Here is a 25546-nt window from a genome sequence, read left to right on the forward strand (position 1 = left end):
TTTTTCACAACTTTATACCACAAATCAAGCAATATCTTGTGGTTTTATAACCATAAACACAAGTTCCGCCCGGTTAAAGATTCTGATATGAAAGGTATGGGTTCCAAGTCCCCGGCTTACGATTACTTTCTTTCCCTCAAAATCAAAGGCTCCTGCATCATATTTCGGGAACCACTGAAACTGTGGAGAAATCAGGCTTCCAACGCCCGGAATCCGTATCAGTCCTCCATGATTATGTCCGCAAAAAGTCAAATCCGCTCCCCAGTCTGCATATTCCTTCGCGTATCTTGGATTGTGTGCTAACAGCACCTGAAATGTATCTTCCGTCTGCTCCGGAAGCGTTTTCTCAAGATAATCCTGTGGAAGTGGCACATCCACTCCTTTTTTATAACAGGACAATGGAATTTCAAGCCCGGTAACCGCCAGTTCTCCAAAAGCTTCTGTTTCATTATGCAGTACATGGATGCCAAGCTCTTTTACCTTATTTTCAAAAGCGAAAAATTTCTCCTGATACTCACTTTTTCTTATGTGGGCACGGGATTCATGATTTCCGTAAGAATAATAAACCGGTGCAATCCTGCACAGCTCTTCCAATATCTTTAACGCTGTCTCATAGGTGTCACTTTTCCTGCTGACCACCATATCTCCTGGAATCAGAATCAGATCCGGCTGTCCGCTTCTAATTGCATCCAAAAGCCGGATGTTGTCTTTCCCGTATTGAAATCCATGTAAATCAGCCAAGACTGCCGCCTTATATTCTCTTTGCACTTTACCACTTTTTATCTCATAATCCGTTCTTGCAAATTTTTTTAATTCCTGCCACTGCCAGATTATGTAAGCCAAAATCGCACATGCTATTACAATAATGATTTTTAATAACATCTTTCACCTCTTTGCGTCAACAAAATAAACCATGCTTTATCTGCATATTTCTTTCTCTTCTCTATTAAAATGTAATAGAACATACCGGAGGTATTCTTATGCATACCATTCTTTCCATTTTCATAAGCCTGTCTCTTCTCAGCCCGGCCTTTTTACCAATGGCATCACAATTTTCTGTTCTTGCAGAAAACGAAACTCCTGCAGAATCCGACAATCCATCCCCTGATGCTTCCATGCCAGATGCTTCCAATCCGGATGCTGCTTCCGATGCATCTGCTCCGGTCGCATTGTCCGCTCCCAGCGCTCTTTTAATGGAAGCATCTACCGGAACCATCATCTATGAAAAGGATGCTCATTCCATCCTGCATCCTGCCAGCATTACGAAAATCATGACGCTGATTCTGATTTTCGATGCTCTGGACACACAAAAAATTTCCCTGGATGATGTTGTCACAGTTTCGGAACATGCTGCAAGTATGGGCGGTTCCCAGGTCTTCTTAGAGCCGGGTGAAACCCAGACCGTTGATACCATGATAAAGTGTATCAGTGTTGCCAGTGCCAATGACGCCTGCGTTGCCATGGCAGAATTCATTGCCGGTTCGGAAGATGCCTTCGTTGCCCAGATGAATGAGCGGGCTGCCGGACTTGGTATGAAGGATACCAACTTTGTTAACTGCTGCGGTCTTGACGTTGACAATCATATGACCAGTGCCTATGATGTTGCTCTAATGTCCCGGGAATTAATCACAAAATATCCGCAGATACATAATTATTCCACCATCTGGATGGAAAATATTACCCATGTCACGAAAAAAGGGTCTTCCGAATTTGGTCTAACCAACACCAATAAGCTCATCAAACAATACGCCTATGCCACAGGATTAAAAACCGGTTCCACCGGTCTTGCCAAGTACTGTGTCTCAGCCACTGCTGAAAAAGATAACATTAAACTCATCGCAGTCATTATGGCTGCACCGGATTATAAAGTGCGTTTTGCTGATGCGTCCGCCCTTTTAGACTATGGTTTTTCCGTATGCCGGCTCTATCAGGATACCACACCGCCCGCTCTGCCGGAATTATCAGTACGGGGTGGCACTGATAAAAAGGTCAGTCTTTCCTATGAAGGAACCTTTTCATATCTTGATACTGCAGGAAATGACTTAAATCTTATTGAAAAAAAGCTTTCTCTTCCAGAAGAAATAAAAGCTCCGGTAACACAGGGAAAAGAAGCCGGCACACTTTACTATACATTAAATGAAAAAGAAATCGGCTCCATCCGGGTCTTATATGATACTACGATTCCAAAAGCTACCTATCAGGATTATTTTCGCAAGACGCTTACTTATTTCTTCTCCCTGTAAAACCTTTTCTACAAAAGCGGGGCCAGCAGACGCAGACAGGTCTGTATCATCCGTACTCCTACAAATCTGTGTTTGCAGAATTCCAGATCAATCTGCTGTGACTGTCCGATTACCGCAAGTGCATCTTCTTTTAACTGCAGCACTGCCTCGGTCTTATAGCACCAGACTCCGCATTCAAAATGCAGATACATACTGCGGTAATCCAGATTGATACTGCCTACGGTAGCAATTTTATCATCACAGACAAAACTCTTTGCATGAATAAATCCCGGTGTATACTGATAAATCTTTACACCACTTTCAATAAGAACACCATAATCTGCCTGTGTCAGAAGATAAACAAATTTCTTATCCGGAATCCCAGGTGTTACAATCCGCACATCCACACCACGTTTTGCCGCATTCTGAAGGCTTACCAGCATTTCATGGTCAATAATCAGATACGGGGTGAAAATGTAGACATACTTCTGTGCTGAATTAATAATGTTCATGTATACATTCTCGCCGGTATTTTCGTGATCTAACGGTGTATCACTATACGGCTGCACATATCCAACGGACGGAATCTTTGCCACATAGTCTGCATCCGGCCGGAACTTCTCATAATCCTCCGTGGAATTTATTATATAATTCCACATTTCAAGAAACATACAGGTAAAGCTCCATACCGCTGCACCTTTCATATGGATTCCGGTATCCTTCCAGTATCCAAACCGCTCAATTTCATTGATATATTCATCTGCAATATTGATTCCGCCAGTAAATGCAACATTTCCATCAATAACGAGGATTTTTCTGTGGTCACGGTTATTCATAATGACAGCCAGTCTCGCCCGCAACGGATTAAACGCCGCACATTTAATTCCGATTTTCTGCAATTCTTTATAGAAATTATTCGGCAGTGTCGTAATGCAGCCAACATCATCATAAATCAGACGTACTTCTACGCCCTCTTCCACTTTTTCCTTCAAAAGCTGAATCAGCTCCCGGAACATCTTTCCATCATCTAAAATAAAATATTCCAGAAAAACAAACTTTTTCGCTTTCCGGATTTCTTCTAACATAACCGGAAACATTTCTTCTCCGGACGGATAATAATTTGTTGCTGTATGTTCATAAACCGGAAAATGCGCCCAGTCACTGATATATGCAGACTGTCCAGCGGCAACCGGATCTTCTTCTGCCAGCCGTTCTCTGCACGCTCTATCTTCTGTAAGAAGCGGTTCTACTTCCTCATTTACACGGTTCATTTTCTCTCTTGCCTTTTTGGTGAGTTCCGGTCTTCCAAATACCACGTACAGCAACAATCCGATCAACGGAAACATCAGAATAATAAATACCCATGCCAGCCGGTATGCCGGATTCATTCTTCGATTTACAACGAATAAAGCTACGATAAATGCAAGTATATTGAGAATCAGGTTGATGTAAGTAGACATTTTACCAACTTCCAGCAGCAGATAAAATAAATATCCAAACTGAAGTAAAATAAGTAAAACTGTGATAAAAAGTCTGCTGATTAAAACTTTAAATATTTTCTTCACCTTATTCCCTCCTCTTTCTTTTCTACCCCTTATTTTATGCGTATTCTTCATTTTACCGCATTTTCTCCCAGAAATCAAATGTCCGGCGTATTCCTTTCCCTCTGTCTCTTTCCCTCTGTCTCTTTCTCTCTGTTTTTTATCTCTTCCATGTTCTTTTATTTTATCGAATCAGCTGCATGACATCCAGCCTCCCCCAGCCCTGTGCATGCTTGGATTTTCCGGTATCTACACTCGTCTCATAAAGCCGCAGTTTTACTTCTGCCGGTTTTAGATTTGAATAACGGCTTAAAAGCACCGCGACCGCCCCCGCCACCACCGGTGTTGCCATAGAGGTTCCACTTTTCATCTCATAACCATTTCCCATCCGCTTACAGCTGACAATCGCTGTTCCAGGAGCCACTACTTCCGGTTTCATAATGCAGGCTTCCGTCGGACCTCTCCCACTATACCCACGCATCAGGCCCAGATTTTTTACTTCTCCTTCCTCATCATCACTGCTGCCCACCGTTATAATCTTCCGGCATAGCCCCGGTATCGTAATACTCTTATCCTTTGGCCCGTTATTTCCTGCAGCAGCAACCACTACGATTCCTGCATCCCAGACTGCTTCAATTGCTGCTAACAATTCCTCCTGTTCTTCCCTTCTGGCCGAAGCAAGCATTCCTACGGAAATATTTAAGATTCTGATATTCATTTTCTCATAATTAGAAATCAGCCATTTTAATGCTGATACCACCAGTCTGGTATTTCCCTTTCCCATACGGTCTAATACTTTTATCGCATATATCGCTGCTCCCGGTGCCATCCCCCGGTAACGTCCATGAGAAGCAAAACCGGAACCTGCAATAATTCCTGAAACATGGGTTCCATGACCATTATCATCATAAAGTATCTTCTTATCACCTACATAATCACGAAATCCTCTGATTCTTTGTCCAAAATCAATATGAGTTCCAATTCCTGTATCCATCACGGCCACAGTGACATTATTTCCAATATATCCTAGTTTATGAGCTTCATTCACCCTTGTAATCTGTCTGACCCGTTCCATACTGCACCATTTTATGTTTTCTTATAATATATGCAGTGCAGCATTTTTGACCACCGGCAGAGCTTTCCGGATACCCGAAAAAGAAGTTTACTCAGCAAACCCGGCTCTTTTTTTCTGCCAGACTTTTTCTTCGCTACTTACGTAAAAAGGCGTATACCCTTGTGGATTTTCATCCGCAAAAGCATACGCCTTATTTTATTTATGTGAGTATTGAAAAATCACATGCCACGAATCTGCAATTAGTTCTGAGCAGGAACATCCTTGATGGAGAAGCTGATTCTTCCCATTCTGTCTTTGCCCATGCAGATACAGGTTACTGTATCACCAAGAGTCAGAACATCTTCTACATGTTCGATTCTCTCTTTTGCAATCTTGGAAATGTGAACCATTCCCTCTTTGCCCGGTGCAAATTCGATGAATGCACCAAATTCTTTGATGCTTACTACTTTACCCGTGAAAATCTGACCTTCTTCAAAATCAGTTGTAATGATACGGATCATGTCAGCAGCTTTCTCAAGCATTGCTTTATCGGTACCACAGATGCTTACTGCACCTTCATCATTGATGTCAATCTTAACACCGGTGCGGTCGATAATCTCGTTGATTGTCTTGCCCTTCTGACCTACTACATCACCAATCTTAGCCGGGTCAATCTGAACCTGAAGAATCTTTGGAGCATACTGTCCAACTTCTTTTCTTGGTTCAGCAATTGCTTTGGACATAACTTCGTCCATGATATAAAGTCTTGCTTCCCTGGTTCTTCTGATTGCTTCTTCTACGATAGGTCTTGTTAATCCGTGAATCTTAATATCCATCTGGATTGCAGTAATACCGTCATGTGTACCGGTTACCTTGAAGTCCATATCTCCGAAGAAGTCCTCAAGTCCCTGAATATCGGTTAATACGATGTAATCATCATCTGTCTCTCCAGTTACCAGACCACAGGAAATACCTGCAACCATTTTCTTAATCGGAACACCTGCAGCCATAAGTGCCATACAGGATGCACAGGTAGATGCCATAGAGGTAGAACCATTAGATTCAAAGGTCTCGGATACAGCACGGATTGCATATGGGAATTCTTCTTCAGAAGGAAGAACCGGAACCAATGCTTTCTCAGCCAGTGCTCCATGTCCGATTTCACGACGTCCCGGTCCTCTGGAAGGTTTTGTTTCTCCAACAGAGTAGGATGGGAAATTGTAATGGTGCATATATCTCTTGGTTGTAATATTCTCATCTAATCCATCGATTTTCTGAACTTCAGATAATGGCGCTAATGTTACAACATCACAGATCTGAGTCTGTCCACGGGTAAACATAGCAGAACCATGTACTCTAGGAATAATATCAACCTCAGATGCCAGCGGACGAATCTGGTTGATTGCTCTTCCATCCGGACGTTTGTGGTCTTTTAAAATCATCTTACGAACGGTCTTCTTCTGATACTGATATACAGCCTCACCAACTAATGGAAGCCACTCTTCGTTATCTGCAAATGCCTCTTCCATTTTCTCTGTTACTTTACGGATATTTTCTTCTCTGGTCTGTTTGTCGTCAGAGAATACTGCTACTTCCATCTCATCCGGTGTAACAATCTCACGCATAGCTGCAAACATTTCCTCTGGAACTGCACAGCTTGTATATTCATGTTTTGGTTTACCAACTTCGTTTACCAGTTTCATAATGAAATCATTAATGGTCTGGTTGATGTCGTGTGCCATGTAAATTGCTTCAATCATTTTATCTTCCGGAATCTCATTTGCTCCGGCTTCAATCATGATTACTTTCTCTCTTGTAGAAGCAACCGTCAACTGTAAATCACCATTGTCCCAAACTTCCTGGGATGGGTTGATTACAAATTCACCATCTTTCATTCCGACCTGTGTCATAGCACATGGTCCGTCAAATGGGATGTCCGAAATGCAGGTTGCAATCGCAGAACCAAGCATTGCTACGATTTCCGGACGGCATTCCGGGTCAACGCTCATAACGAGGTTGTTTAATGTTACATCATTACGATAATCCTTTGGGAATAACGGACGCATAGGTCTGTCAATTACACGGGAAGTAAGGATTGCATTCTCAGATGCTTTTCCTTCTCTCTTATTAAATCCGCCAGGGATTTTTCCTACTGCATAAGATTTCTCTTCGAACTCTACGCTAAGAGGGAAAAAGTCGATTCCGTCTCTTGGCTTTTCAGATGCTGTTGCAGTAGATAATACAGTGGTATCACCATAGTGCATGAATGCACATCCATTTGCCTGTTTACCCACACGGTTAATATCAACCGTAAGAGTTCTTCCGGCAAGTTCCATTGAATAACTCTGGTACATATCATTTCTCCTTTTTTGTATACAGGATATTCCTGCTTATTATGGCAGAAGTTCCGAAATGGTGCTGTTTGCAGCCATCCGGAGGTGTATCGACCGAAACTACTGATTAACACAATCTGTAATTGCACTAATCAGTGGTCTCGGAATCGTCCTTCTGCCGTTCTTACATTGTCATCCATAAGACTCTGCACTTGCAGTTCCTTACGGATATCCGGCAACCTGTGGAAGCCTGGCAACCGAAAAATAGAGCGGACAACTCCGCTCTATTCTATACGGTTTCCTTTTACAAGAAATTACTTTCTTAAACCTAAACGTTCGATTAAAGAACGATATCTTTCAATATCAACTTTCTTTAAGTAAGCCAGTAAACGACGTCTCTGACCAACCATCTTTAAAAGTCCTCTTCTGGAATGATGATCCTTCTGATTTACTTTTAAGTGCTCATTCAGCTCATTGATTCTGGCTGTTAAAAGTGCAACCTGTACCTCTGGTGAACCTGTGTCTGTAGCAGTTTTACCATATTCTGCGATGATTGCTTCTTTTCTTTCTTTTGATAACATTTACGTTTCCTCCTTATATTTTCTTATCGCCTGATAATCAGCAAAAGGTCGGAGTGTCCATCTACCGAATATCGGCTAAATCATACCTAACAAATATAACATACTACTTATTATTTGTAAACAAAATTCTTTTAGTTTCCTTATCTAGTTTCCTAATACACGGACAACACATACTGGTGAACGATAATATGCATTGGAAATCTTGATTCCGGTAGAAGGTGAACTTGCATGAACAATCTGACCATTTCCGATATAGATTGCCACATGGTTGATGCCCTTACCGCTACCATAGAAGAACAAATCTCCCGGCTGTGCTTCGGATGCACTGATTCTGGTTCCGCATCCTGCCTGTGCTCTGGATGAGTGTGGCAGATATACGCCATAATTTGCATATACGGATAATACGAATCCGGAACAGTCCGCTCCTCTGGTAAGGCTGGTTCCGCCCCATACATATGGATTACCGACAAACTGTGTTGCATAAGCCACCAGTGATACCCTTGTATCTGAAACACCCTGACCATATTTTAATTCTGTCATGGTCTGTGCCTTTGGCAGCTGCTGTGAAATCTCTACATAGTCGGTGCTTGCATATCCTACATCACCATCTAAGTCTACTTCCACCCAGCCATCATACTGATTTAAAACCTCTAATTCTTCTCCTTCCGGCATCAATGCCAGTTTGGTACAATCGGTATTCATCTCAGCACGTACATTTAAAGTCTGTGTTGTAACGGTTGCAATGGTCTTCATTACTTCCTGGGCTTTTGCTACAGCTGCCTCTCCGGTAATGATATATTCTGCTTTTACATATCCGGTTACCTGACCAGATTCAATTTTAAGCCACTCGCCATTGTCCTCTAATATTTCACATCCGGCATCGTTCTGCATCTTTCCTACGATATCAGAATTGGTATCCGGCTGTTCCCTTACATTTAAACTGCTGTCAACCTGTGCAATACCAAGATTGGTATATCCACAGATTGTTGTATCTGCTGGTACCGCTGTATCGGTTGCTGCTGTATCTGCAGGTACCGTTGTATCGGTTGCTGCAGCATCCTCAGACTGTCCTTCCATCGTTGTAACAGTATTGGTTGCTGAAACAACAATATCTGTATTATAATAGGAATCCATTGTAGCAAATATTCCTGCATTTAAGCCGGAACCTGCTGATGTCTGTGCAGCTGCGCCACCCTCAAGCGCCACTGTAAGTCCACAGGTAAGAATAAATGCTGTTGTCTTCCACTTTCTATTGTTCTTCATAAAAATATGCCTCCTGACATTGTAACGATGCAAAATGCACCCTGCATTTCCGCATCTGTTCGAATCAATATGCTTCTCCATATTTTAAGATTATAGCAACGTGATTTCATAATGTCAACATAAATATGTAACAATTATGTAACAATTGTTCGAAAATTTACGAAATTCATATGTTTAATGCTGCTGTACATAAAATCTGCCATAGGCAATATCCTGTTCGAGCTGTTGCTTTAAAGCCTCTAAGGATTCAAACTTCATCTCGCTGCGCTCTCTGCTCCGGAAGCAGACACGCACTTTCTTTCCATAGAGATTCTCATTAAAATCAAAAATATTGGTTTCCACTGCCACCGGATTAACCCCTTCGATAGTCGGCTTACATCCCACATCTGCGATTCCATGATATGTCTTATCCCCTACTACAACATCACAAACATAGACGCCAAACGGCGGAAGCAGTTTGTTTTCCGGCGGTATGATATTTATGGTCGGGATTCCAAGTACCTTTGCGCCCATTTCTCTGCCATGTATTACAACACCTTCCACAAAATAATCATAGCCAAGAAGGTATTTTACTTTTTCCATATTGCCCTTTTCTACTTCTTCCCGGATAAAGGTACTGCTGATATCCCGATTCTCATACTGAACCTTATCTATTACCTTAAGTTCATAATGCAGCTTCTTCGCATATATTTCCAGCAGATGGTAATCTCCGCGGCGGTTATGTCCGAAATGAAAATCTGTTCCAACCACAATGCCACGGATTTTCATGGAAGAAGCCAGCATTTCAATAAATGCTTCCGGTTCCATGGTCATGACTTCTTTGGTAAAAGGATATTCAATCAGATAATCAATGCCCTGCTCTTCACAGATTGCAACCTTCTCTTCATTCGTCGTAAGCACCTTCTGGACTTCATTTATCCTGCCCGGTCTCGGCGGAATGGCAAAGGTAAATAGTACCGTTGCACAGCCTTTATTCTTCTGCTCCATCATATGTTCTAATAAAGTCTCATGTCCTCTGTGCAGACCGTCAAATTTGCCAAGGGAAAGCACGCATTCTTCTTCAATATGAAATTCTGTTGTTCCATGTATATACTTCATTTTTTATACCTGCTTAAATGTCTTTTTCCTTCTCATTGCTGTGTAAAGAAAAGTTTTACCGGCTTAAACAGCCTGTCCGCTGTACGGTATTCATATATTCCAACAAAATGATTTGCATTGTCATACACTCTGACTTTTTTGCAGTCATCTTCTTTATAAAAAGAAGCAAGCGTATGCTCTATCGTCTCTGCCTCTGCTATCACAGGAAGCGGCAGCTTATTTCCATTATATAAAAGTGCAGTACTATCTTTGCGGCTGTGAATCTGTGGCAGATTTTTAAATACGGTATCAATGGGATATAAAATCTCTTCTATCTTACCACTTTTCATTATTGTCTCAATTTCCTGCAGTGTTTTTGCATCTTCTATTTGAAAATCTGAAACTCTTGTCCGTACCAGGTACTCCATACAGGCTCCACAACCTAATTTTTCTCCGATGTCATGGCACAATGTCCGGATATAAGTTCCTTTGGAACAGTGCACCCGCATGGTCACTCGCGGCAAGTCGATTGATAAAATTGCAATATCTAATATCTGAACCTTCCTTGCCTTGCGTTCTACTTCCACACCTTCTCTTGCTAAGTCACATAATTTCTTTCCATTGACCTTCAGTGCAGAATACATCGGCGGAATCTGTGCATATTCTCCCACAAAGCTTTCAATACACTGCTTTACTTCTTCTATGGAAAGATTTACCTCGGATTCCTTTAATATGGTTCCTGTCATATCCTGGGTATCCGTTTCTTTTCCCAAAAGCATGACTGCCTCGTATACCTTGTCCTTATCAGTTAAAAGGTCACAGACTCTGGTTGCTTTTCCTATACATACAGGAAGTACGCCCTCCGCATCCGGATCAAGCGTACCTGTATGTCCAATCTTTTTCATTTTTAAAATTCCACGCAGCTTTGCAACTACGTCAAAGGACGTAAATCCTTTTTCTTTTCTCACATTAATAATTCCGTCCATACGTTATCCTGTCTATTTCAAAAGCTGTTTTTCAACGTCCTTTACGATTCCCTCAAGAATCTCTTTAGCATTGCCTTCTATGGTTGCTCCGGCTGCCCGTATATGGCCGCCTCCACCATAGGACATCATAATAACTGCCACATCTACCTTACCACTGGAACGCATGCTTGCTTTAAAGCTTCCATCCTCATTTTCGTAAAGAAAGATTGCAGCTTCCACATCTTTGGTAGCACGAAGCTGCTGTACGATTCCTTCTAAATGTTTCGGAAGAACCTGGTATTTTTCCATTTCTTCTTTGGTTACGATAGATGCAATGCATTTTCCATCTAAAAAGAGCTGGCTGTCCACCAATGCCTGACCCAAAATCCGGTTCTGCTCGTAAGTTTTCTCATAATAAGTCTTATCCACGATACGGCTGAAATCAATTCCCATTTCCATCAGCCTGCCGGCAATGTTCATGGTCTTTGCGGAAGTACAGGAATACTGGAACACACCCGTATCATGCACAATTCCCACATAAATACATTCTGCAATTTCCTTTGTAATCTTCTCTTCATCTATGAGTTCATATACAAGCTCACAGGTTGAACTTGCCTCCGGGAAAATGTAGTTTGCATCTGCAAAGTTCTGATTGCTGATATGATGGTCAACACAGAAGGTGCGTTTTGCTGCATGAAAATATTTCACTGCATTTCCCAGTCGTTTCTCATCGCCGCAGTCCAATGCAATAAATAAATCGTATGGCTCTTTTTCTATATAAGAGCTGTCGATTTTATCTGCATTTGCAAGGAATTTGAAAATGTTTGGAATTGGTTCCAGATGGAGTTCCACTTCCATTTCCGGATGATATTTTCTGATATAGTTATATACTGCTAACGTGGAACCTACACAGTCTCCGTCAGGTTTTACATGACCGGCTATTGCTACACGCTTCACATCATAAAGCTGTTCCTCTAATTTCATTGGCAACACCTGCTCTCTTTCTCTTCGGATGAGGCTTAGGACTCTTCCTGTCCAATCACCTCATCAATTTTCTTTGACATGTTTACACCATACTCAATGGACTGATCCAGGATAAACCGAATCTCCGGAGTATTTCTTAAATTGATACTTTTTGCTAGGGCATGACGAATATACCCTTCTGCACTATTAAGACCTTTGATTGTATTATTCTGAGCTTCTTCGTCTCCGAATACACTGATATACGCCTTACAGGTTTTTAAATCCGGTGCCACTTCTACGGCGACCACACTGGTCATCGGCGCAATACGCGGGTCTTTTACTTCACTCCGGATAATGTTGGAGAGTTCTCTTTGAACTTCTCCATTTATCCGCATATTTTTCATACTATTTTTTTGCATAATTTTCCTGTCCTTCTATCAGATTATCTGGCAACCTCTACCATCTTATATGCCTCTACCTGATCCAGTTCTGCAATATCATTAAATCCTTCGAATACAAGACCACACTCATATCCGGCTTTTACTTCCTTCACATCGTCCTTGAAACGTTTCAGGGAAGCAAGATTTCCTTCAAATATCTGTGTTCCCTCACGGGTAATACGGACTTTACATCCACGCTCGAAGTTACCATCCAATACATAAGAACCTGCAATGTTACCAACACCGGATGCTTTGAAAATCTGACGGACTTCTGCATGGCCGATTACTTTTTCTTCGTATACAGGATCTAACATTCCCTTCATAGCAGCTTCTACGTCTTCAATTGCGTTATAGATAACTTTATAAAGACGGATATCTACACCTTCATTTTCAGCAGTAACCTTTGCTGTAGGGTCCGGTCTTACGTTAAATCCAATGATGATTGCGTTAGATGCAGATGCTAAAGTAACATCAGATTCGTTGATTGCACCAACACCACCATGGATAATCTTAACCACAACTTCGTCGTTGGAAAGTTTTACAAGACTCTGTTTTACGGCTTCTACAGAACCCTGGACGTCTGCTTTAACGATGATATCCAGCTCTTTTACATCTCCGGACTGAATCTGTGAGAACAGGTCATCTAAAGACATTCTGGAACGGGTCTCCTCTAACAGTTTTGCCTTTCCTTCGGAAATATATGTCTCTGCAAAGTTTCTTGCATCTTTTTCACTGTCACATGCTACGAATGTTTCTCCTGCATCCGGTACACTGGAAAGTCCTAAAATCTCTACCGGCATGGATGGTCCGGCTTCTTTTACTCTTCTTCCCTTATCGTCAATCATGGCACGTACTTTACCATATGCACTACCACAGGCAATCGGCTCACCAACTGTAAGGGTTCCCTTCTGTACTAAAACAGTTGCTACAGCTCCTCTTCCTTTATCCAGCTGTGCCTCAATGATAACACCACGGGCTTTACGTTTTGGATTTGCCTTTAACTCGCTGACTTCTGCTGTTAATAATAACATTTCCAATAACTGGTCAATACCTTCGTGGGTATGAGCAGATACCGGTACAAAAATGGTGCTTCCACCCCAGTCTTCCGGAATCAGTTCGTATTCGGATAACTCCTGTTTTACTCGGTCGATATTGGCATTTGGCTTATCAATCTTATTGATTGCTACTACGATTTCAATTCCGGCTGCTTTAGCATGGTTAATTGCTTCTACAGTCTGCGGCATGACACCATCATCTGCTGCAACTACAAGAATTGCAATGTCGGTAGATTTTGCTCCACGCAGACGCATTGCGGTAAATGCTTCATGTCCCGGTGTATCTAAGAAGGTAATCTTCTGTCCATTGATACTTACCACATAGGCTCCGATATGCTGTGTAATACCACCAGCCTCACGGTCTGTTACATGTGTATTACGGATTGCATCCAGAAGGGATGTTTTACCATGGTCAACGTGACCCATTACACAGACAACAGGTGGTCTTGGAACTAAATCTTCTTCTCTTTCTTCATCCTCTTTTAAGAGCTCTGCAATTACGTCTACCTTTTCTTCCGGCTCTGCAATACAGTTAAATTCCAGTGCAATTTCTTCTGCACTGTCATAGTCGATTTCCTGGTTTACGGTAACCATCTGTCCCTTCATAAAGAGCTTCTTGATGATTTCAGAAGCCTGAACCTTCATCTTATCTGCCAGTTCCTTAATCGTCATACGCTCCGGCAGGGATACGCTGCGGATGGTATCTTCTTCCTTTGGTTTCGGCTGTGCAGGACGTTTCTTCTTACCGCCGTTTTTCTCAAGATTTACATATCTTTCCTGTTTCTTGCTTCCTAACTTATCGTGCTCCTGCACCTGTTTCTTACGGGTATTGTCACGGTCACGGTTTTCACGGCTTTCTTTTCTTAAATCATCCGGTCCTGCCTGAATCGCTTCTTTATTGAAACGGTTTAATTCCTGATCGAATCTTCCACCATTTCTTCCGCCTCTTCCATTTCTGTCGCCTTGTGGACGGTTATTATTGTATGGTCTGTCTCCCTGTGGGCGGTTATTGTTGTACGGTCTGTCTCCCTGCGGGCGGTTGTTATTGTACGGTCTGTCTCCCTGCGGGCGGTTGTTATTATACGGTCTGTCTCCCTGCTGACGGTTATTATATGGTCTGTCCCCCTGCGGGCGGTTGTTATTGTACGGTCTGTCTCCCTGCTGACGGTTATTATACGGTCTGTCTCCCTGTGGGCGGTTGTTATTATACGGTCTGTCTCCCTGCGGGCGGTTGTTATTATACGGTCTGTCTCCCTGTTGACGGTTATTGTTAAAGTTTCTTGTCTCCGTCTTCTTCTCTTCTGTTTTCACTACCGGTTTCTCCTGAACAGTTTTTGTTTCCGTAGTCTTTACTTCTGCAGTTTTCGTTTCTGCTGGTTTTACTTCTGCAGCCTTAACTTCTGTTGCTTTTACCTCTGCCGGCTTAACTTCTGCAGCTTTTACCTCAGCAGGCTTTGGTGCTGCCGGTTTTGCAGGCTGAGCTGGTCTTGCAGCCGGTGCCGGTCTTCTTGCTTCTCCTGTCTTGGCATTGGTGTGATAAGCCTGACGTCTGCTTCCCGGATTGGTCTTGCTGTTCTGTGGGTTAAATACAGCAGAAATACTTGCTTTTTTCTTCGGTCGAGCCGGTGCCTCTGTTGATTTTGCCTCGCCTGCAGCTTTTGTTTCACCTGCTGGCTTTGCTTCTGTTGCAGCTTTTGCTTCACCTGCCGGCTTTGTCTCTGCTGCCGGCTTTTTCTCTGCTGCTGGTTTTGCTGCTCCGTTTACTTTAGAACGCACCAGCTTCTGTGCATCTTCATCTATACTATTGCTGGATGTCTTTACTTCATACTGGGTTCCTTGTAAGGAATCCAAAACATCCTGCGGCTTTATATTTAATTCTTTTGCGAGTTCATATACTCTGAGTTTTGACATATATAACTACCTCCGTTATTCAGTTGTTAACAGTTTCAATTGCTTTATGACGGCTTTGGCAAGACCTTCGTTGGTAACTGCCAATGATGCCCGAAATTCTTTTCCAATATGATGTCCGAGACTCTCCTTATCAGCATAAGCATAAAATGGCACTTCATAAAAGCTGCACATATCACGGAAATGTTTCTTCGTATTATCTGAAGCATCTCCTGCGACAATGACCAGATGAGCCTTTCCTTCTTTTACCGCTTTCTCTGTTGAAAATTCTCCGCTTGCAACATTTCCTGCCTTGGCAGAAAGTCCAAGCATGGATAACACCTTATCTTGTTTCAATATTCTGCATCTCCTTTTGCAACTCCTCATATATTTCTTCCGGAATCGCCATTTTCAAAGATCTTTCCAAGCCCTTTGTCTTTTTTGCTGCCAAAAAGCAATCCATATTCGGACAGATATATGCGCCTCTTCCATTCTTCCTTCCAGTGGAGTCCACTACAAGTTCATCTTCCGGCGTATGAATAATCCGAATCAATTCTTTCTTGCTTTTCATTTCCTGGCATCCTACACATTTCCGCATAGGAATCTTCTTATTCGTTGCCATCTATGAACTCACCATCTCCTGTGTTTTCTTCTTCATAACCTTCTTCATAACCTTCTTCATACTCCTCATCATAGTCCTCGTAATCATTTTCATAATCCATAAATTCACCGGACTCTCTTGCCTGTGTCTCACTCTTGATATCAATCTTGAATCCGGTCAGTCTTGCAGCAAGTCTTGCATTCTGTCCTTCTTTACCGATAGCAAGTGACAACTGATAATCCGGAACAACAACCTTTGCGCTCTTCTCTTCGCCATCTGCGATTACGGAAATAACTTTTGCTGGGCTTAATGCGTTCTCGATTAACATAGCAGGATTCTCATTCCAGTTAATGATATCAATTTTCTCACCGCGTAATTCACTTACGATAGCATTTACCCTGGCTCCGTTCATACCTACACAAGCTCCTACCGGATCCACATCAGGGTCATTGGAGTAAACAGCAATCTTGGTTCTGCTTCCTGCTTCACGGGCAATACTCTTAATTTCTACAATACCATCTTTTACTTCAGTAACTTCTGATTCAAACAGACGTTTTACTAATTCCGGATGGGTTCTTGAAACCATAATCTTTGGTCCCTTTGGTGTAGATTTTACTTCCAGGATATATACCTTGATACGTTCGGTCGGTTTGAATACCTCTCCCTTTACCTGCTCATTTTCAGTAAGAATGGCATCTGCTTTACCAAGATTAATGGAAATATTTTTTCCAACATATCTCTGTACAATTCCGGTTACAACGTCTTTTTCCATGCTGTAATATTCGCTGTAAATTGCTTTTCTTTCTTCCTCACGAATCTTCTGTAAAATTACGTTCTTTGCATTCTGTGTTGCAATACGTCCAAATTCTTTGGATTTAACTTCTACATTTACCACATCACCAAGATTGTACGCAGAATCAATCATGCGTGCATTTGCAAGACTGATTTCTGTTACATCATCTTCTACTTTTTCCACTACGGTCTTCTCAGCAAGCACATGGAACTCACATGTTTCCGGGTCAATATTTACTTTAATATTATCTGCCTTTCCAAAATGGTTTTTGCATGCAGTCAGCAGAGAATTCTCAATTGCCTCAAGTAAAGTCTCTTTGCTGATATTTTTTTCCTGCTCCAGTATTGTCAATGCTTCCAACAACTCGTTATTCATTTCTTTATCCTCCTATATACTTATTTTCTAAGTTGTATGCTATGTTAATGATTAAAAATCGATGGCAAGACGGATTAATGCAATATCCTTCTTATCAAATACTTTCTGTCCATAAGATTCGTCTTCAATTGTTACGGTATTCTCATCATATGCACTTAAGACTCCACAAAATTCCTTTTCATGGTCTATGGCACGATACAGACGTATCTCCACTTCTTTTCCCATAGAACGGACATAGTCCTTTTCTTTCTTCAACGGTCTGCCAAGTCCCGGCGAACTCACTTCAAAAATATAAGAGTCTTCCACATAATCTTCCCGATCCAGAATCTCATTCATTTCCCGTGCTACCATTTCACAGTCATTGACGGTAATTCCGCCTTCCTTATCAATGTAAGCCCGTAAGTACCAGTCGGAACCTTCCTTGACATATTCCACATCTACCAGTTCAAAATGATACTTATCAACGATTGGCTGAATGAAGCTTTCTGTCTTCTGTTCATAAATTTCTTTTCTGGACATGTAACCACCTTTCCATCTGTCTAAATTTTGTTCTAAACATGAATTGAGAGTGGACGCAACGCCCACTCTCAAAGCCTAAATCATCATGTACTGTATTATTATAGCACTATTTTCTTAAATTGCAAGATTTTATTTCCAAATTATCTACTTTCTGCCGGCTTTTCCTGCCTTTTTCTGTGACCAGACAGAACATGCTCCAATCACTACGGCAACCAGAATTGTAAATACATATGCCATCCATGCTGGTAATGTTCCTGCAGATACTACTGCTGTGCTGCCGTTTCCATCACCTTTTACTAAAATCAATGCAGAAACCGGAGCTACTTCTGCTGTTCCAGAAATTATTTCAATCGTATCTGTTCCTGCTAAAGTATCATTAATGCATACATTCCAGTTTCCTTCCGGAAGAGTTACTTCTTTTTTCTCATTATTGGCATTGAAGATCACATACATTCCATCTGCTGTCTCTCCGTCAACATCACCGGTAATTGCAAACGCTACCACATTATCATCTAAATCTTCTACCGGAGTCACATGTGCTTTTACATCCTCTGCATTGTCAAGGCGAAGTACCGGATGTGCCTTACGGAATGTAATCAGTCCTTTATAATACTGGTAAACATTCTGATACTGTTCATCTTCCAGATTGCTCCATTTTAAGCTGTTTACTGAATCTGGTGAGGCATAGCTGTTTTCATCAAGACCACCATCTGCTTTCACTTTGCTTCTTAAGAATTCTTCTCCTGCCTGCATAAACGGAACACCCTCTGCCGTCATATAAATGGCTGCTGCAAGATTGTTCATGCGGATTCGCTCCTCCACGGAAGCTTCCGGAGTAGAACGGATAATACGATCCATCAGGGAAAGATTATCGTGACAGGATGCGTAGTTAACGGACTGGGAAGGTGTAGTACACCATTCCGGTGATAATCCCATAAAGCATTTCTGTAAGGTCTTCTCTTTGCCATTTGCTCCGGATACAAAACCCTTTTCTGTAGTTGAAAATGTATTTCCTTTTAACAAATCTCTTAAAGTATCACTAAAAAAAGCCATTTCCGGTACTTCTGTGGAATTGGTCTGTGTTGTCATGGAATATCCTTCTTTGGTAAGGCTTGTCTGCATCGACCATCCTTCTCCGTAGAAGATAACATCCGGGTGGTCTTTGTGCACTTCCTCGATTACCTCGTTCATGGTTTCCGTATCCAAAAGTCCTACCAGGTCAAAACGGAAGCCATCAATATGATATTCATCTGCCCAGTATTTCACAGAGTCCACAATATATTTCTTCACCATGGAACGCTCGGATGCTGTGTCATTTCCACAGCCGGAACCATTAGAATAAGTCCCATTATCATTTACTCTTGAGAAATACTCCGGCACAATTACGTTAAAACAGAATTCTCCTGCATTGTATACATGATTGTAAACCACGTCCATAACGACACTGATATCATTATCATGTAACGTCTTTACCATTTCTTTAGCTTCTTTCACCCGGACTTCTCCATGATATGGATCCGTGGAATAAGAGCCTTCCGGTACGTTGTAGTTGACCGGATCATATCCCCAGTTAAACTGCGGTGTATCCAGCTTTGTTTCATCTACGGAACCATAATCATAAAACGGAAGTAAATGTAAATGTGTGATTCCCAAATCCTTGATATGGTCAAGTCCGGTCGGAACACCATTTTCAGTTGTGGTTCCGGTCTCTGTCAGTCCTAAATATTTTCCAACGTTTTCAATTCCGGAACTGGAATCTGAAGAGACGTCACGGATATGCATTTCATAAATAACAGCATCATTAATACCCTCTCCGGCATGTGGGTTACTGTCACTGTCCCACCCTTCCGGATTGGTGGATTCCAAATCAATTATCATGGCACGTTTTCCGTTGACACCTGTGGTTCTTGCATATGGGTCATTGGCTTCTTTTTCCTCACCATTAATGGTAACGGTATAAGTATAATAGGTACCATTTAAATCTCCATCCTTTGATGCCACCCAGGTCCCGTTTATATCTGCAGTCATTGGAATGGATTCGATTAAATCATCGGTTCCTTCTGTTCCTGATTCATAGAGATTTACAGAAACAGCCTGTGCGGTTGGTGCCCAGAGACGGAACGCTGTGCTGTCTTTTGTCCAGGTTGCACCAAGGTCATCTCCGTCATAAGTATATTCTTCTTCAAATTCTTTGGTGGAATATACGCTCGGCATCACTACTTTATATTCAGTTCCTTCGTATGTAATCTGGTAGCTCTTATAAGCATCTAATGGTTTTTCCACAACTACCTGATATACGAAATCATCATCTTGTGTTACTTCTTTGATAGTAACCGCCACACCATCGGCACTCTTAATGGAAAATGCCTGCATCAGATTCCCTTCAATTGCTCCGGTCATCTGAACGGTTACTGCGCCTTCCCCATCATATTTGGCTCCGGATAATTTAGTTCCGGTTACGGCATCATCACCATATTCTTTGGTATATCCTTTCACACCAGACTCTACATAAATATCCACAGTGCCGGATACCATCTCAGAAATATCAATGAACTGGTCTTCATCAACATCCTTGGTCCAGTCTGCTGTACGCACAATAAATCCCACAGAGGTTGTACCCGGTGTTACTTCCATGGTTGCCACGTAGTCACCATCTTCCTCTGCCAGTTCATAAGCTGCACCATCTGCACCTTCTCCCCACATCCAGACATCCCATCCATCGTAATTGTCGTCTGCTCTGTGGTAATGCAGCTTAATCAAAAGTTCGTCAGCCTTTACCATTGCCGCATCTGAGACTACTGAAAAAACAGTCATCATGATAAACAGCAATGCCATCCCCAATGCTTTTCCTCTTCTCTTCATGTCACCCTCCATCATACATTTGTTAGATTTGCTTATTTTTTCCTTGTTTATTACCGGAAACATAGTAAATTATAACATAATATATGCTGATTTGGAAGAAATATTTTCGCTAATTTTAGTAAATTAAGATATATCGAATTTTTACGCAAAAAATCACACAAACACGCCTAGCAAGCTTCTTACATAAAAGAACAAAGAATGTCGCGGTCGCTTGCGGCATTTACCTTATACACCGCAGTGTGCATCCTCGCGGAGCTTTTTTACTTTACAGGAAAACAATTTCCTGTAAAATAAAAAATGCTGTAAAACCATTATCTGGCTTTCAGCATCTTCTATGGGTTGGGCTATTAAATTATTAATAGTGAGCAGTTCATAGGGGAATCGAACCCCTGTTTCCGCCGTGAGAGGGCGGCGTCTTAACCGCTTGACCAATGAACCGGACAAGTGATACTATAACACGACGCCCTCTAAATTGCAAGCACTTTTTTTAATTTTTTTGCAATTTTTTTCTTCAGCTTCTTTCTAGTCCTCATATCCATTCGGATTATTCTTCTGCCATCTCCAAGAATCGGCACACATTTCACGAATGCCAAACTCTGCTTTCCAGCCAAGCTCCCGCTCTGCCTTTGAAGGGTCGCAATAACAGGTCGCAATGTCGCCAGCACGACGTGGCTTAATGGAATAAGGAATCTTTACGCCTGTTGCTTCTTCAAAATTCTTTACAATATCAAGTACACTATAACCATGTCCGGTACCAAGATTGTAAATACTTAAGCCTGCATTTTCCTCAATCTTCTTTAATGCCTTTACATGTCCCTTTGCCAGGTCTACTACATGAATGTAGTCTCTTACTCCGGTTCCGTCCGGTGTGTCATAATCATTTCCAAATACGCCAAGTTCTTTTAACTTTCCAACTGCCACCTGGGTAATATATGGCATCAGATTGTTCGGAATTCCATTCGGATTTTCTCCCATAGTTCCGCTCTGATGTGCTCCGATTGGGTTAAAATATCTTAATAAGATAACATTCCATTCCGGATCAGCTTTCTGCATATCCATAAGAATCTGCTCTAACATGGATTTCGTCCAGCCATATGGATTGGTACACTGTCCTTTCGGGCATTCCTCTGTGATTGGAATCTGTGCCGGATCACCATATACGGTCGCGGAGGAAGAAAAGATAATATTCTTGCAGCCGTGCTGGCGCATCACATCTACTAATGTCAATGTTCCTGCAATGTTGTTATTATAATATTCCCATGGCTTTACCACAGATTCTCCAACTGCTTTTAATCCTGCGAAATGAATGCAGCAGTCAATCTTCTCTTTTTCCATGATTTCATTTAAGATATCACGGTCTAATATATCTCCACGGTAAAATGTAACTTCTTTTCCAGTAAGCGCTTTTACACGCTCCAATGATTTTTCGCTGGCATTGGATAAATTATCCAGCACTACTACGTCATAGCCTGCCTGCTGTAATTCCACGCAGGTATGACTTCCGATATAACCTGCTCCACCTGTAACTAAAATAGACATATTCTCCACTCCTTTGTACTAAAATATGTATTTTCGTGTTCCTTACAAATAAGAGTATACCTTATATTCCTGTATTTGAACAGTATCTATTGTATAAACAATATGTATTTTTGTTGCATCTGCAAAGGACAGCCTCTATAATATATCTATATTCTATCTGCAAATTCCAGAAGGGAGGCATACGATGGACCCCAAATATAAGAATTCTTATAAAGTAAATAAAAAAGAACTGGTTTCCCTTTCCGTTTATAATGTCGGTTTCCAGAAATGTGAACCACTTTACCAGTGGGGACCGGGAATCCGGGACCATTATCTGATTCATCACATTCTATCCGGCAAAGGATATTATTCTGTTGGTGGTAAAGTTTATGCCCTTTCCACCGGAGATACCTTCCTTGTCTACCCTCAGACCGAAATCACCTATTATGCAGACGAAAAAGACCCGTGGGAATATGCCTGGGTAGGCTTTAATGGCAGTGACGCTGCCATTATTTTGAATGCCACAGATTTTTCCAGAGACTTTCCACTGATTCACCAGACGCCGCTTTCCGAATCCATCCGGGAACACCTTCTCGGTATCTATGAAGCCCGCGGAAATGATTTCATGGATTCTGTAGAAATGACCGGACGACTCTATCAGACGCTGGCTCTTTTTATGAAACATGCCAGCAATAATGAACAGTATAACAGTTCCAGCAACTATGTCCAGAAAGGAATTGCCTATATTTCCGCCAACTATTCCTACCCGATCCGCGTAGAAGATATTGCTGATTATGTAGGCGTAAGCCGGAGCCATCTGTACCGCTCCTTTGAAACCATACTGGGTCAGTCGCCGAAAAATTATCTGACCCAGTTTCGTTTAAAACAGGCATGCTATCTCTTAGAACACTCCAGCCTATCCATTACTGCTGTAGCTAATTCCGTAGGCTTTGACAATGGGCTGCATTTTTCCAAGACGTTCCACAAGCTGAAAGGAATATCGCCCCGGGATTACCGGCTTGCATCCTTAAATAATAATACAGACTAATCCGCCATTATTATCATTTACAACTTTCTGCATGGTATCCTGCAGCTTCATCTGGCTTTCATCATCCATCATGCTGATTTTGCTGCGGATACCGTCTTCCATCAGTTCTCCAATGGATTTTCCAAAAATGCTGGTTCCCCAGACTCCATCTTCTGTGCTCTGTCCCTCTTTGATATAATGAATCAGGTCGTTTGCCTGCTCTTCACTTCCTACAATCGGTGCAATCTCCGTTTCAATATTTGCCCGGATCATATGAACAGACGGTGCTACTGCCTTAATTTTTACGCCGAATTTATTACCATGTTTAATCAGCACCGGATCATCCATTTTAATATCTGAAAGCTTCGGACTCACCACTCCATATCCTTTCATTTCTACCGATTGTACCGCATCCGCTACTTTCTCATATTCCTTACGTTTCTCAGAAAGCTCCTTTATCATGGAAATAAGCTGGTATTCCCCGGTCACTTCTGTTCCGGTCAGTTCACTGATATTTTCATAATAATACTGATCTGCAATATCCAGCCGGATATCTGCTGTGCCATTTTCCAGATTCACCGCCTGCATCATCATATTGGAAATGTAATCTCCCTCCGGAGCCATCTTGTAATCCATCAAATCTTTTATCAGTGTTACTTCCGACAGCATTTTTCCAGCATTTGCAACCACATTTTCTTTGATTGGATGACTCATTTCCAACATTTCTACCCATTTCGGAAGAAAGAAATTCATCTTCACAACCGGGAATTCATAGAGAATACCCTTCAGCACTGCATAGACATCTTCTTTTCGAAGCTGCTCACAATTCAGTGGAAATACACTGACTTCATATTTTTTTTCTAATTCTTTTGCCAGTTGTGCCGTTTCCTCGCTGTATGGTTTTACGGAATTCAGTACCATAACAAAGGGTTTTCCGATTCTCTGCAGCTCTTTTATGGTTTCTTCCTCACCTTTCACATAATTCTCCCGCGGGATATCTGTGAAACTGCCATCTGCAGTTACTACAATTCCAATGGTTGCATGGTCATTAATAACCTTTCTGGTCCCGACCTCCGCCGCCTTTGTAAAAGGAATTTCCTCTTCAAACCAAGGCGTCTTTACCATTCGCTCCACGCCATTTTCCAGATGTCCGGTGGCACCCTCTACCATATAACCCACACAGTCAATCAGCCTCACTTTTACTTCGGTATCTTCGCCCAGCCGGATTTTTGCAGCATCTTTTGGAATAAACTTCGGCTCTGTTGTCATAATGGTTTTTCCCTGGGCCGCCTGTGGCATTTCATCCACCGCACGCTGGCGGCTGTTTTCATCCTCCATAAACGGAAGTACCATCAGCTCCATGAAACGTTTGATAAAAGATGACTTTCCGGTCCGCACAGCTCCAATCACACCTATGTAAATTTCCCCATTTGTCCTTGCACTGATATCTTTATACATATCATAAGTGCCTGTATTAAAATTTTCCATATAAATTCCTCCTGCCTATACTGTTATATGTATATGCAGGAGGAAGTCACCATTATAACAAAATATTCAGTTTTCCTGAAAGACATCTAAACTCTGCGTGTGTCACATCCCCGCAATATTCTCCGTCAGCATGCAATACCATTGGTTTTTCCAAATCCACGCTGAATTTTCTGCAGTTATGGATATCAAAGCACTTAAATCCTGTATGTTTTCCCTTTACCAGAAATGGCAGTAGGAAAAAGGTGCGCCACCTTGCCACTCCATAGCCACAGCAGACTGAAAATTCTCCGTCCGTAGCCACGGCCTCCGGAGCCATCGGCACTCCACCGCCTTCACAATACTGATTCATTCCAGCAATAAAAATCATCCGGGAAATCGGCTCTTCCACTTCATCATCAAATACTATCTTCGCCTCTGCTGTCGGCATGGTAAACAGGGATTTTATCGTAAGACAGACGTAGGTTAATGAACCAAGTCCCAGTCTATTTAATGCTTTCTTTAATCCGGAATGCAGTGCCTGTTTACATACATCCGCATCCAGTCCAAGACCGGAACTAATTGCAAAAATCTTCTGTTCCTTCTGTCCTTCTTCCACCCAGCTGACACAGCCTAAGTCAATCGGCGTTGTCTCTTCCGCCTGAAGTATCCGCTCTAAATTTTCTGTAGGTGTTCCATTGATTTTCATACCTCTTGCGAAATCATTCCCGGAGCCGGTCGGTATGTATCCAAACCGGATTTTTTCAAAATCATGCATCCCGTTCAGTACTTCATTTAACGTACCATCACCACCGACCACAATAAGATACACTTTTTCTCTATCAATATCACATACACGGTCTGCAAGCTTCTTCGCATGACCCTCATACTCTGTAAAATGTGCTTTATACCTTATTTCATGCTCCAGAAGGTAATTCTGCAGTTCCTCCCAGACCCGTTTGGACCTGCCGCCTCCCGAGGTATTGTTTACTATAAAATGATACAT

General features: G+C 41.9%; 21 protein-coding genes and 1 tRNA gene. 2 read left to right on the plus strand and 20 right to left on the minus strand.

From position 1 onward, the window contains the following. Window positions 1–24: 24 nt before the first annotated feature. Window positions 25–882, minus strand: coding sequence for a metallophosphoesterase (locus tag LKD41_RS00965; RefSeq protein ID WP_227700133.1), 858 nt, complete (start codon window positions 880–882; stop codon window positions 25–27). A 98-nt stretch (window positions 883–980) separates the two neighbouring features. Between LKD41_RS00965 and LKD41_RS00970 the strand changes: the two genes are divergently transcribed. After that, on the plus strand, window positions 981–2243 hold the full coding sequence (locus LKD41_RS00970) for a D-alanyl-D-alanine carboxypeptidase family protein (protein WP_331470864.1): 1263 nt from the start codon (window positions 981–983) through the stop codon (window positions 2241–2243). A gap of 8 nt (window positions 2244–2251) precedes the next feature. On the opposite strand, the gene cls is transcribed toward LKD41_RS00970, so the two are convergent. From cls to galE, 17 genes are all read right to left on the minus strand, one after another. After that, window positions 2252–3787, minus strand: coding sequence for a cardiolipin synthase (gene cls / locus LKD41_RS00975; protein WP_227700134.1), 1536 nt, complete (start codon window positions 3785–3787; stop codon window positions 2252–2254). A gap of 160 nt (window positions 3788–3947) precedes the next feature. Next, entirely contained in the window at window positions 3948–4838 is an 891-nt protein-coding gene (locus LKD41_RS00980; protein WP_022243719.1) for a S8 family peptidase, read from the minus strand. A 239-nt stretch (window positions 4839–5077) separates the two neighbouring features. Next, window positions 5078–7171 (minus strand): polyribonucleotide nucleotidyltransferase, encoded by a 2094-nt coding sequence (locus LKD41_RS00985; RefSeq protein WP_117697175.1) that lies wholly within the window; start codon window positions 7169–7171, stop codon window positions 5078–5080. 293 nt (window positions 7172–7464) lie between these two features. Next, window positions 7465–7731, minus strand: coding sequence for a 30S ribosomal protein S15 (gene rpsO, locus LKD41_RS00990; RefSeq protein ID WP_022242572.1), 267 nt, complete (start codon window positions 7729–7731; stop codon window positions 7465–7467). A 144-nt stretch (window positions 7732–7875) separates the two neighbouring features. After that, window positions 7876–8994, minus strand: a complete 1119-nt coding sequence (locus LKD41_RS00995) for a C40 family peptidase (RefSeq protein WP_022242573.1) — start codon at window positions 8992–8994, stop codon at window positions 7876–7878. Window positions 8995–9168: 174 nt separating this feature from the next. Next, window positions 9169–10092 (minus strand): bifunctional riboflavin kinase/FAD synthetase, encoded by a 924-nt coding sequence (locus LKD41_RS01000; protein WP_022242574.1) that lies wholly within the window; start codon window positions 10090–10092, stop codon window positions 9169–9171. A gap of 32 nt (window positions 10093–10124) precedes the next feature. Further along, window positions 10125–11057, minus strand: a complete 933-nt coding sequence (gene truB / locus LKD41_RS01005; RefSeq protein ID WP_022242575.1) for a tRNA pseudouridine(55) synthase TruB — start codon at window positions 11055–11057, stop codon at window positions 10125–10127. A gap of 12 nt (window positions 11058–11069) precedes the next feature. Beyond that, complete coding sequence (locus tag LKD41_RS01010) at window positions 11070–12020, minus strand: DHH family phosphoesterase (RefSeq protein ID WP_117697168.1); 951 nt, start codon at window positions 12018–12020, stop codon at window positions 11070–11072. A 35-nt stretch (window positions 12021–12055) separates the two neighbouring features. Beyond that, entirely contained in the window at window positions 12056–12418 is a 363-nt protein-coding gene (gene rbfA / locus LKD41_RS01015; RefSeq protein WP_022242577.1) for a 30S ribosome-binding factor RbfA, read from the minus strand. Between the two features lie 23 nt (window positions 12419–12441). Beyond that, window positions 12442–15405, minus strand: coding sequence for a translation initiation factor IF-2 (gene infB, locus LKD41_RS01020; protein WP_227700135.1), 2964 nt, complete (start codon window positions 15403–15405; stop codon window positions 12442–12444). Between the two features lie 15 nt (window positions 15406–15420). After that, a complete protein-coding gene (locus tag LKD41_RS01025) occupies window positions 15421–15738 on the minus strand; it encodes a L7Ae/L30e/S12e/Gadd45 family ribosomal protein (protein WP_022242579.1) in 318 nt (105 codons plus the stop codon). Further along, window positions 15725–16003, minus strand: coding sequence for an RNase P modulator RnpM (rnpM, locus tag LKD41_RS01030; protein WP_022242580.1), 279 nt, complete (start codon window positions 16001–16003; stop codon window positions 15725–15727). The genes LKD41_RS01025 and rnpM overlap by 14 nt, the downstream gene beginning before the upstream one ends. After that, window positions 15990–17150, minus strand: coding sequence for a transcription termination factor NusA (gene nusA / locus LKD41_RS01035; RefSeq protein ID WP_227700136.1), 1161 nt, complete (start codon window positions 17148–17150; stop codon window positions 15990–15992). The genes rnpM and nusA overlap by 14 nt, the downstream gene beginning before the upstream one ends. Window positions 17151–17201: 51 nt before the next feature. Next, window positions 17202–17669: a ribosome maturation factor RimP gene (gene rimP, locus LKD41_RS01040; protein WP_022242582.1), complete on the minus strand. Its 468-nt coding sequence runs from the start codon at window positions 17667–17669 to the stop codon at window positions 17202–17204. Window positions 17670–17813: 144 nt separating this feature from the next. Continuing rightward, window positions 17814–20531, minus strand: coding sequence for a type I pullulanase (pulA, locus tag LKD41_RS01045; protein WP_227700137.1), 2718 nt, complete (start codon window positions 20529–20531; stop codon window positions 17814–17816). 366 nt (window positions 20532–20897) lie between these two features. Then, window positions 20898–20969, minus strand: a tRNA-Glu gene (locus tag LKD41_RS01050). Between the two features lie 84 nt (window positions 20970–21053). Further along, window positions 21054–22070 carry a UDP-glucose 4-epimerase GalE gene (gene galE, locus LKD41_RS01055; RefSeq protein WP_022242586.1) on the minus strand — a complete coding sequence of 339 codons (1017 nt, stop codon included), beginning with the start codon at window positions 22068–22070 and terminating at the stop codon, window positions 21054–21056. A gap of 184 nt (window positions 22071–22254) precedes the next feature. Here galE and LKD41_RS01060 point away from each other — a divergent pair, with 184 nt between their 5' ends. Next, entirely contained in the window at window positions 22255–23097 is an 843-nt protein-coding gene (locus LKD41_RS01060; RefSeq protein WP_227700138.1) for an AraC family transcriptional regulator, read from the plus strand. Here LKD41_RS01060 and spoIVA read toward each other — a convergent pair. Then, window positions 23077–24564: a stage IV sporulation protein A gene (gene spoIVA, locus LKD41_RS01065; protein ID WP_227700139.1), complete on the minus strand. Its 1488-nt coding sequence runs from the start codon at window positions 24562–24564 to the stop codon at window positions 23077–23079. The genes LKD41_RS01060 and spoIVA overlap by 21 nt on opposite strands. 52 nt (window positions 24565–24616) lie before the next feature. After that, window positions 24617–25546 (minus strand): diacylglycerol/lipid kinase family protein, encoded by a 930-nt coding sequence (locus tag LKD41_RS01070; RefSeq protein ID WP_022242589.1) that lies wholly within the window; start codon window positions 25544–25546, stop codon window positions 24617–24619.

Origin of the sequence: Roseburia sp. CLA-AA-H209 (assembly GCF_020687575.1) — a bacterium.
Taxonomy (GTDB): Bacteria; Bacillota; Clostridia; order Lachnospirales; family Lachnospiraceae; genus Roseburia_C; species Roseburia_C amylophila.

Excerpts from the sequence above, each read along its gene's own strand:
- galE (WP_022242586.1), bottom strand. The coding sequence starts at position 22,070 with ATGTCTATTTTAGTTACAGGTGGAGCAGGTTATATCGGAAGTCATACC.
- LKD41_RS00970 (WP_331470864.1), top strand. The coding sequence starts at position 981 with ATGCATACCATTCTTTCCATTTTCATAAGCCTGTCTCTTCTCAGCCCG.
- rbfA (WP_022242577.1), bottom strand. The coding sequence starts at position 12,418 with ATGCAAAAAAATAGTATGAAAAATATGCGGATAAATGGAGAAGTTCAA.
- infB (WP_227700135.1), bottom strand. The coding sequence starts at position 15,405 with ATGTCAAAACTCAGAGTATATGAACTCGCAAAAGAATTAAATATAAAG.
- truB (WP_022242575.1), bottom strand. The coding sequence starts at position 11,057 with ATGGACGGAATTATTAATGTGAGAAAAGAAAAAGGATTTACGTCCTTT.
- LKD41_RS01000 (WP_022242574.1), bottom strand. The coding sequence starts at position 10,092 with ATGAAGTATATACATGGAACAACAGAATTTCATATTGAAGAAGAATGC.
- LKD41_RS00980 (WP_022243719.1), bottom strand. The coding sequence starts at position 4,838 with ATGGAACGGGTCAGACAGATTACAAGGGTGAATGAAGCTCATAAACTA.
- rnpM (WP_022242580.1), bottom strand. The coding sequence starts at position 16,003 with ATGGCAACGAATAAGAAGATTCCTATGCGGAAATGTGTAGGATGCCAG.
- LKD41_RS01010 (WP_117697168.1), bottom strand. The coding sequence starts at position 12,020 with ATGAAATTAGAGGAACAGCTTTATGATGTGAAGCGTGTAGCAATAGCC.
- rpsO (WP_022242572.1), bottom strand. The coding sequence starts at position 7,731 with ATGTTATCAAAAGAAAGAAAAGAAGCAATCATCGCAGAATATGGTAAA.
- nusA (WP_227700136.1), bottom strand. The coding sequence starts at position 17,150 with ATGAATAACGAGTTGTTGGAAGCATTGACAATACTGGAGCAGGAAAAA.
- LKD41_RS00965 (WP_227700133.1), bottom strand. The coding sequence starts at position 882 with ATGTTATTAAAAATCATTATTGTAATAGCATGTGCGATTTTGGCTTAC.
- rimP (WP_022242582.1), bottom strand. The coding sequence starts at position 17,669 with ATGTCCAGAAAAGAAATTTATGAACAGAAGACAGAAAGCTTCATTCAG.
- spoIVA (WP_227700139.1), bottom strand. The coding sequence starts at position 24,564 with ATGGAAAATTTTAATACAGGCACTTATGATATGTATAAAGATATCAGT.
- LKD41_RS00985 (WP_117697175.1), bottom strand. The coding sequence starts at position 7,171 with ATGTACCAGAGTTATTCAATGGAACTTGCCGGAAGAACTCTTACGGTT.
- pulA (WP_227700137.1), bottom strand. The coding sequence starts at position 20,531 with ATGAAGAGAAGAGGAAAAGCATTGGGGATGGCATTGCTGTTTATCATG.
- LKD41_RS01070 (WP_022242589.1), bottom strand. The coding sequence starts at position 25,546 with ATGTATCATTTTATAGTAAACAATACCTCGGGAGGCGGCAGGTCCAAA.
- LKD41_RS00995 (WP_022242573.1), bottom strand. The coding sequence starts at position 8,994 with ATGAAGAACAATAGAAAGTGGAAGACAACAGCATTTATTCTTACCTGT.
- LKD41_RS01060 (WP_227700138.1), top strand. The coding sequence starts at position 22,255 with ATGGACCCCAAATATAAGAATTCTTATAAAGTAAATAAAAAAGAACTG.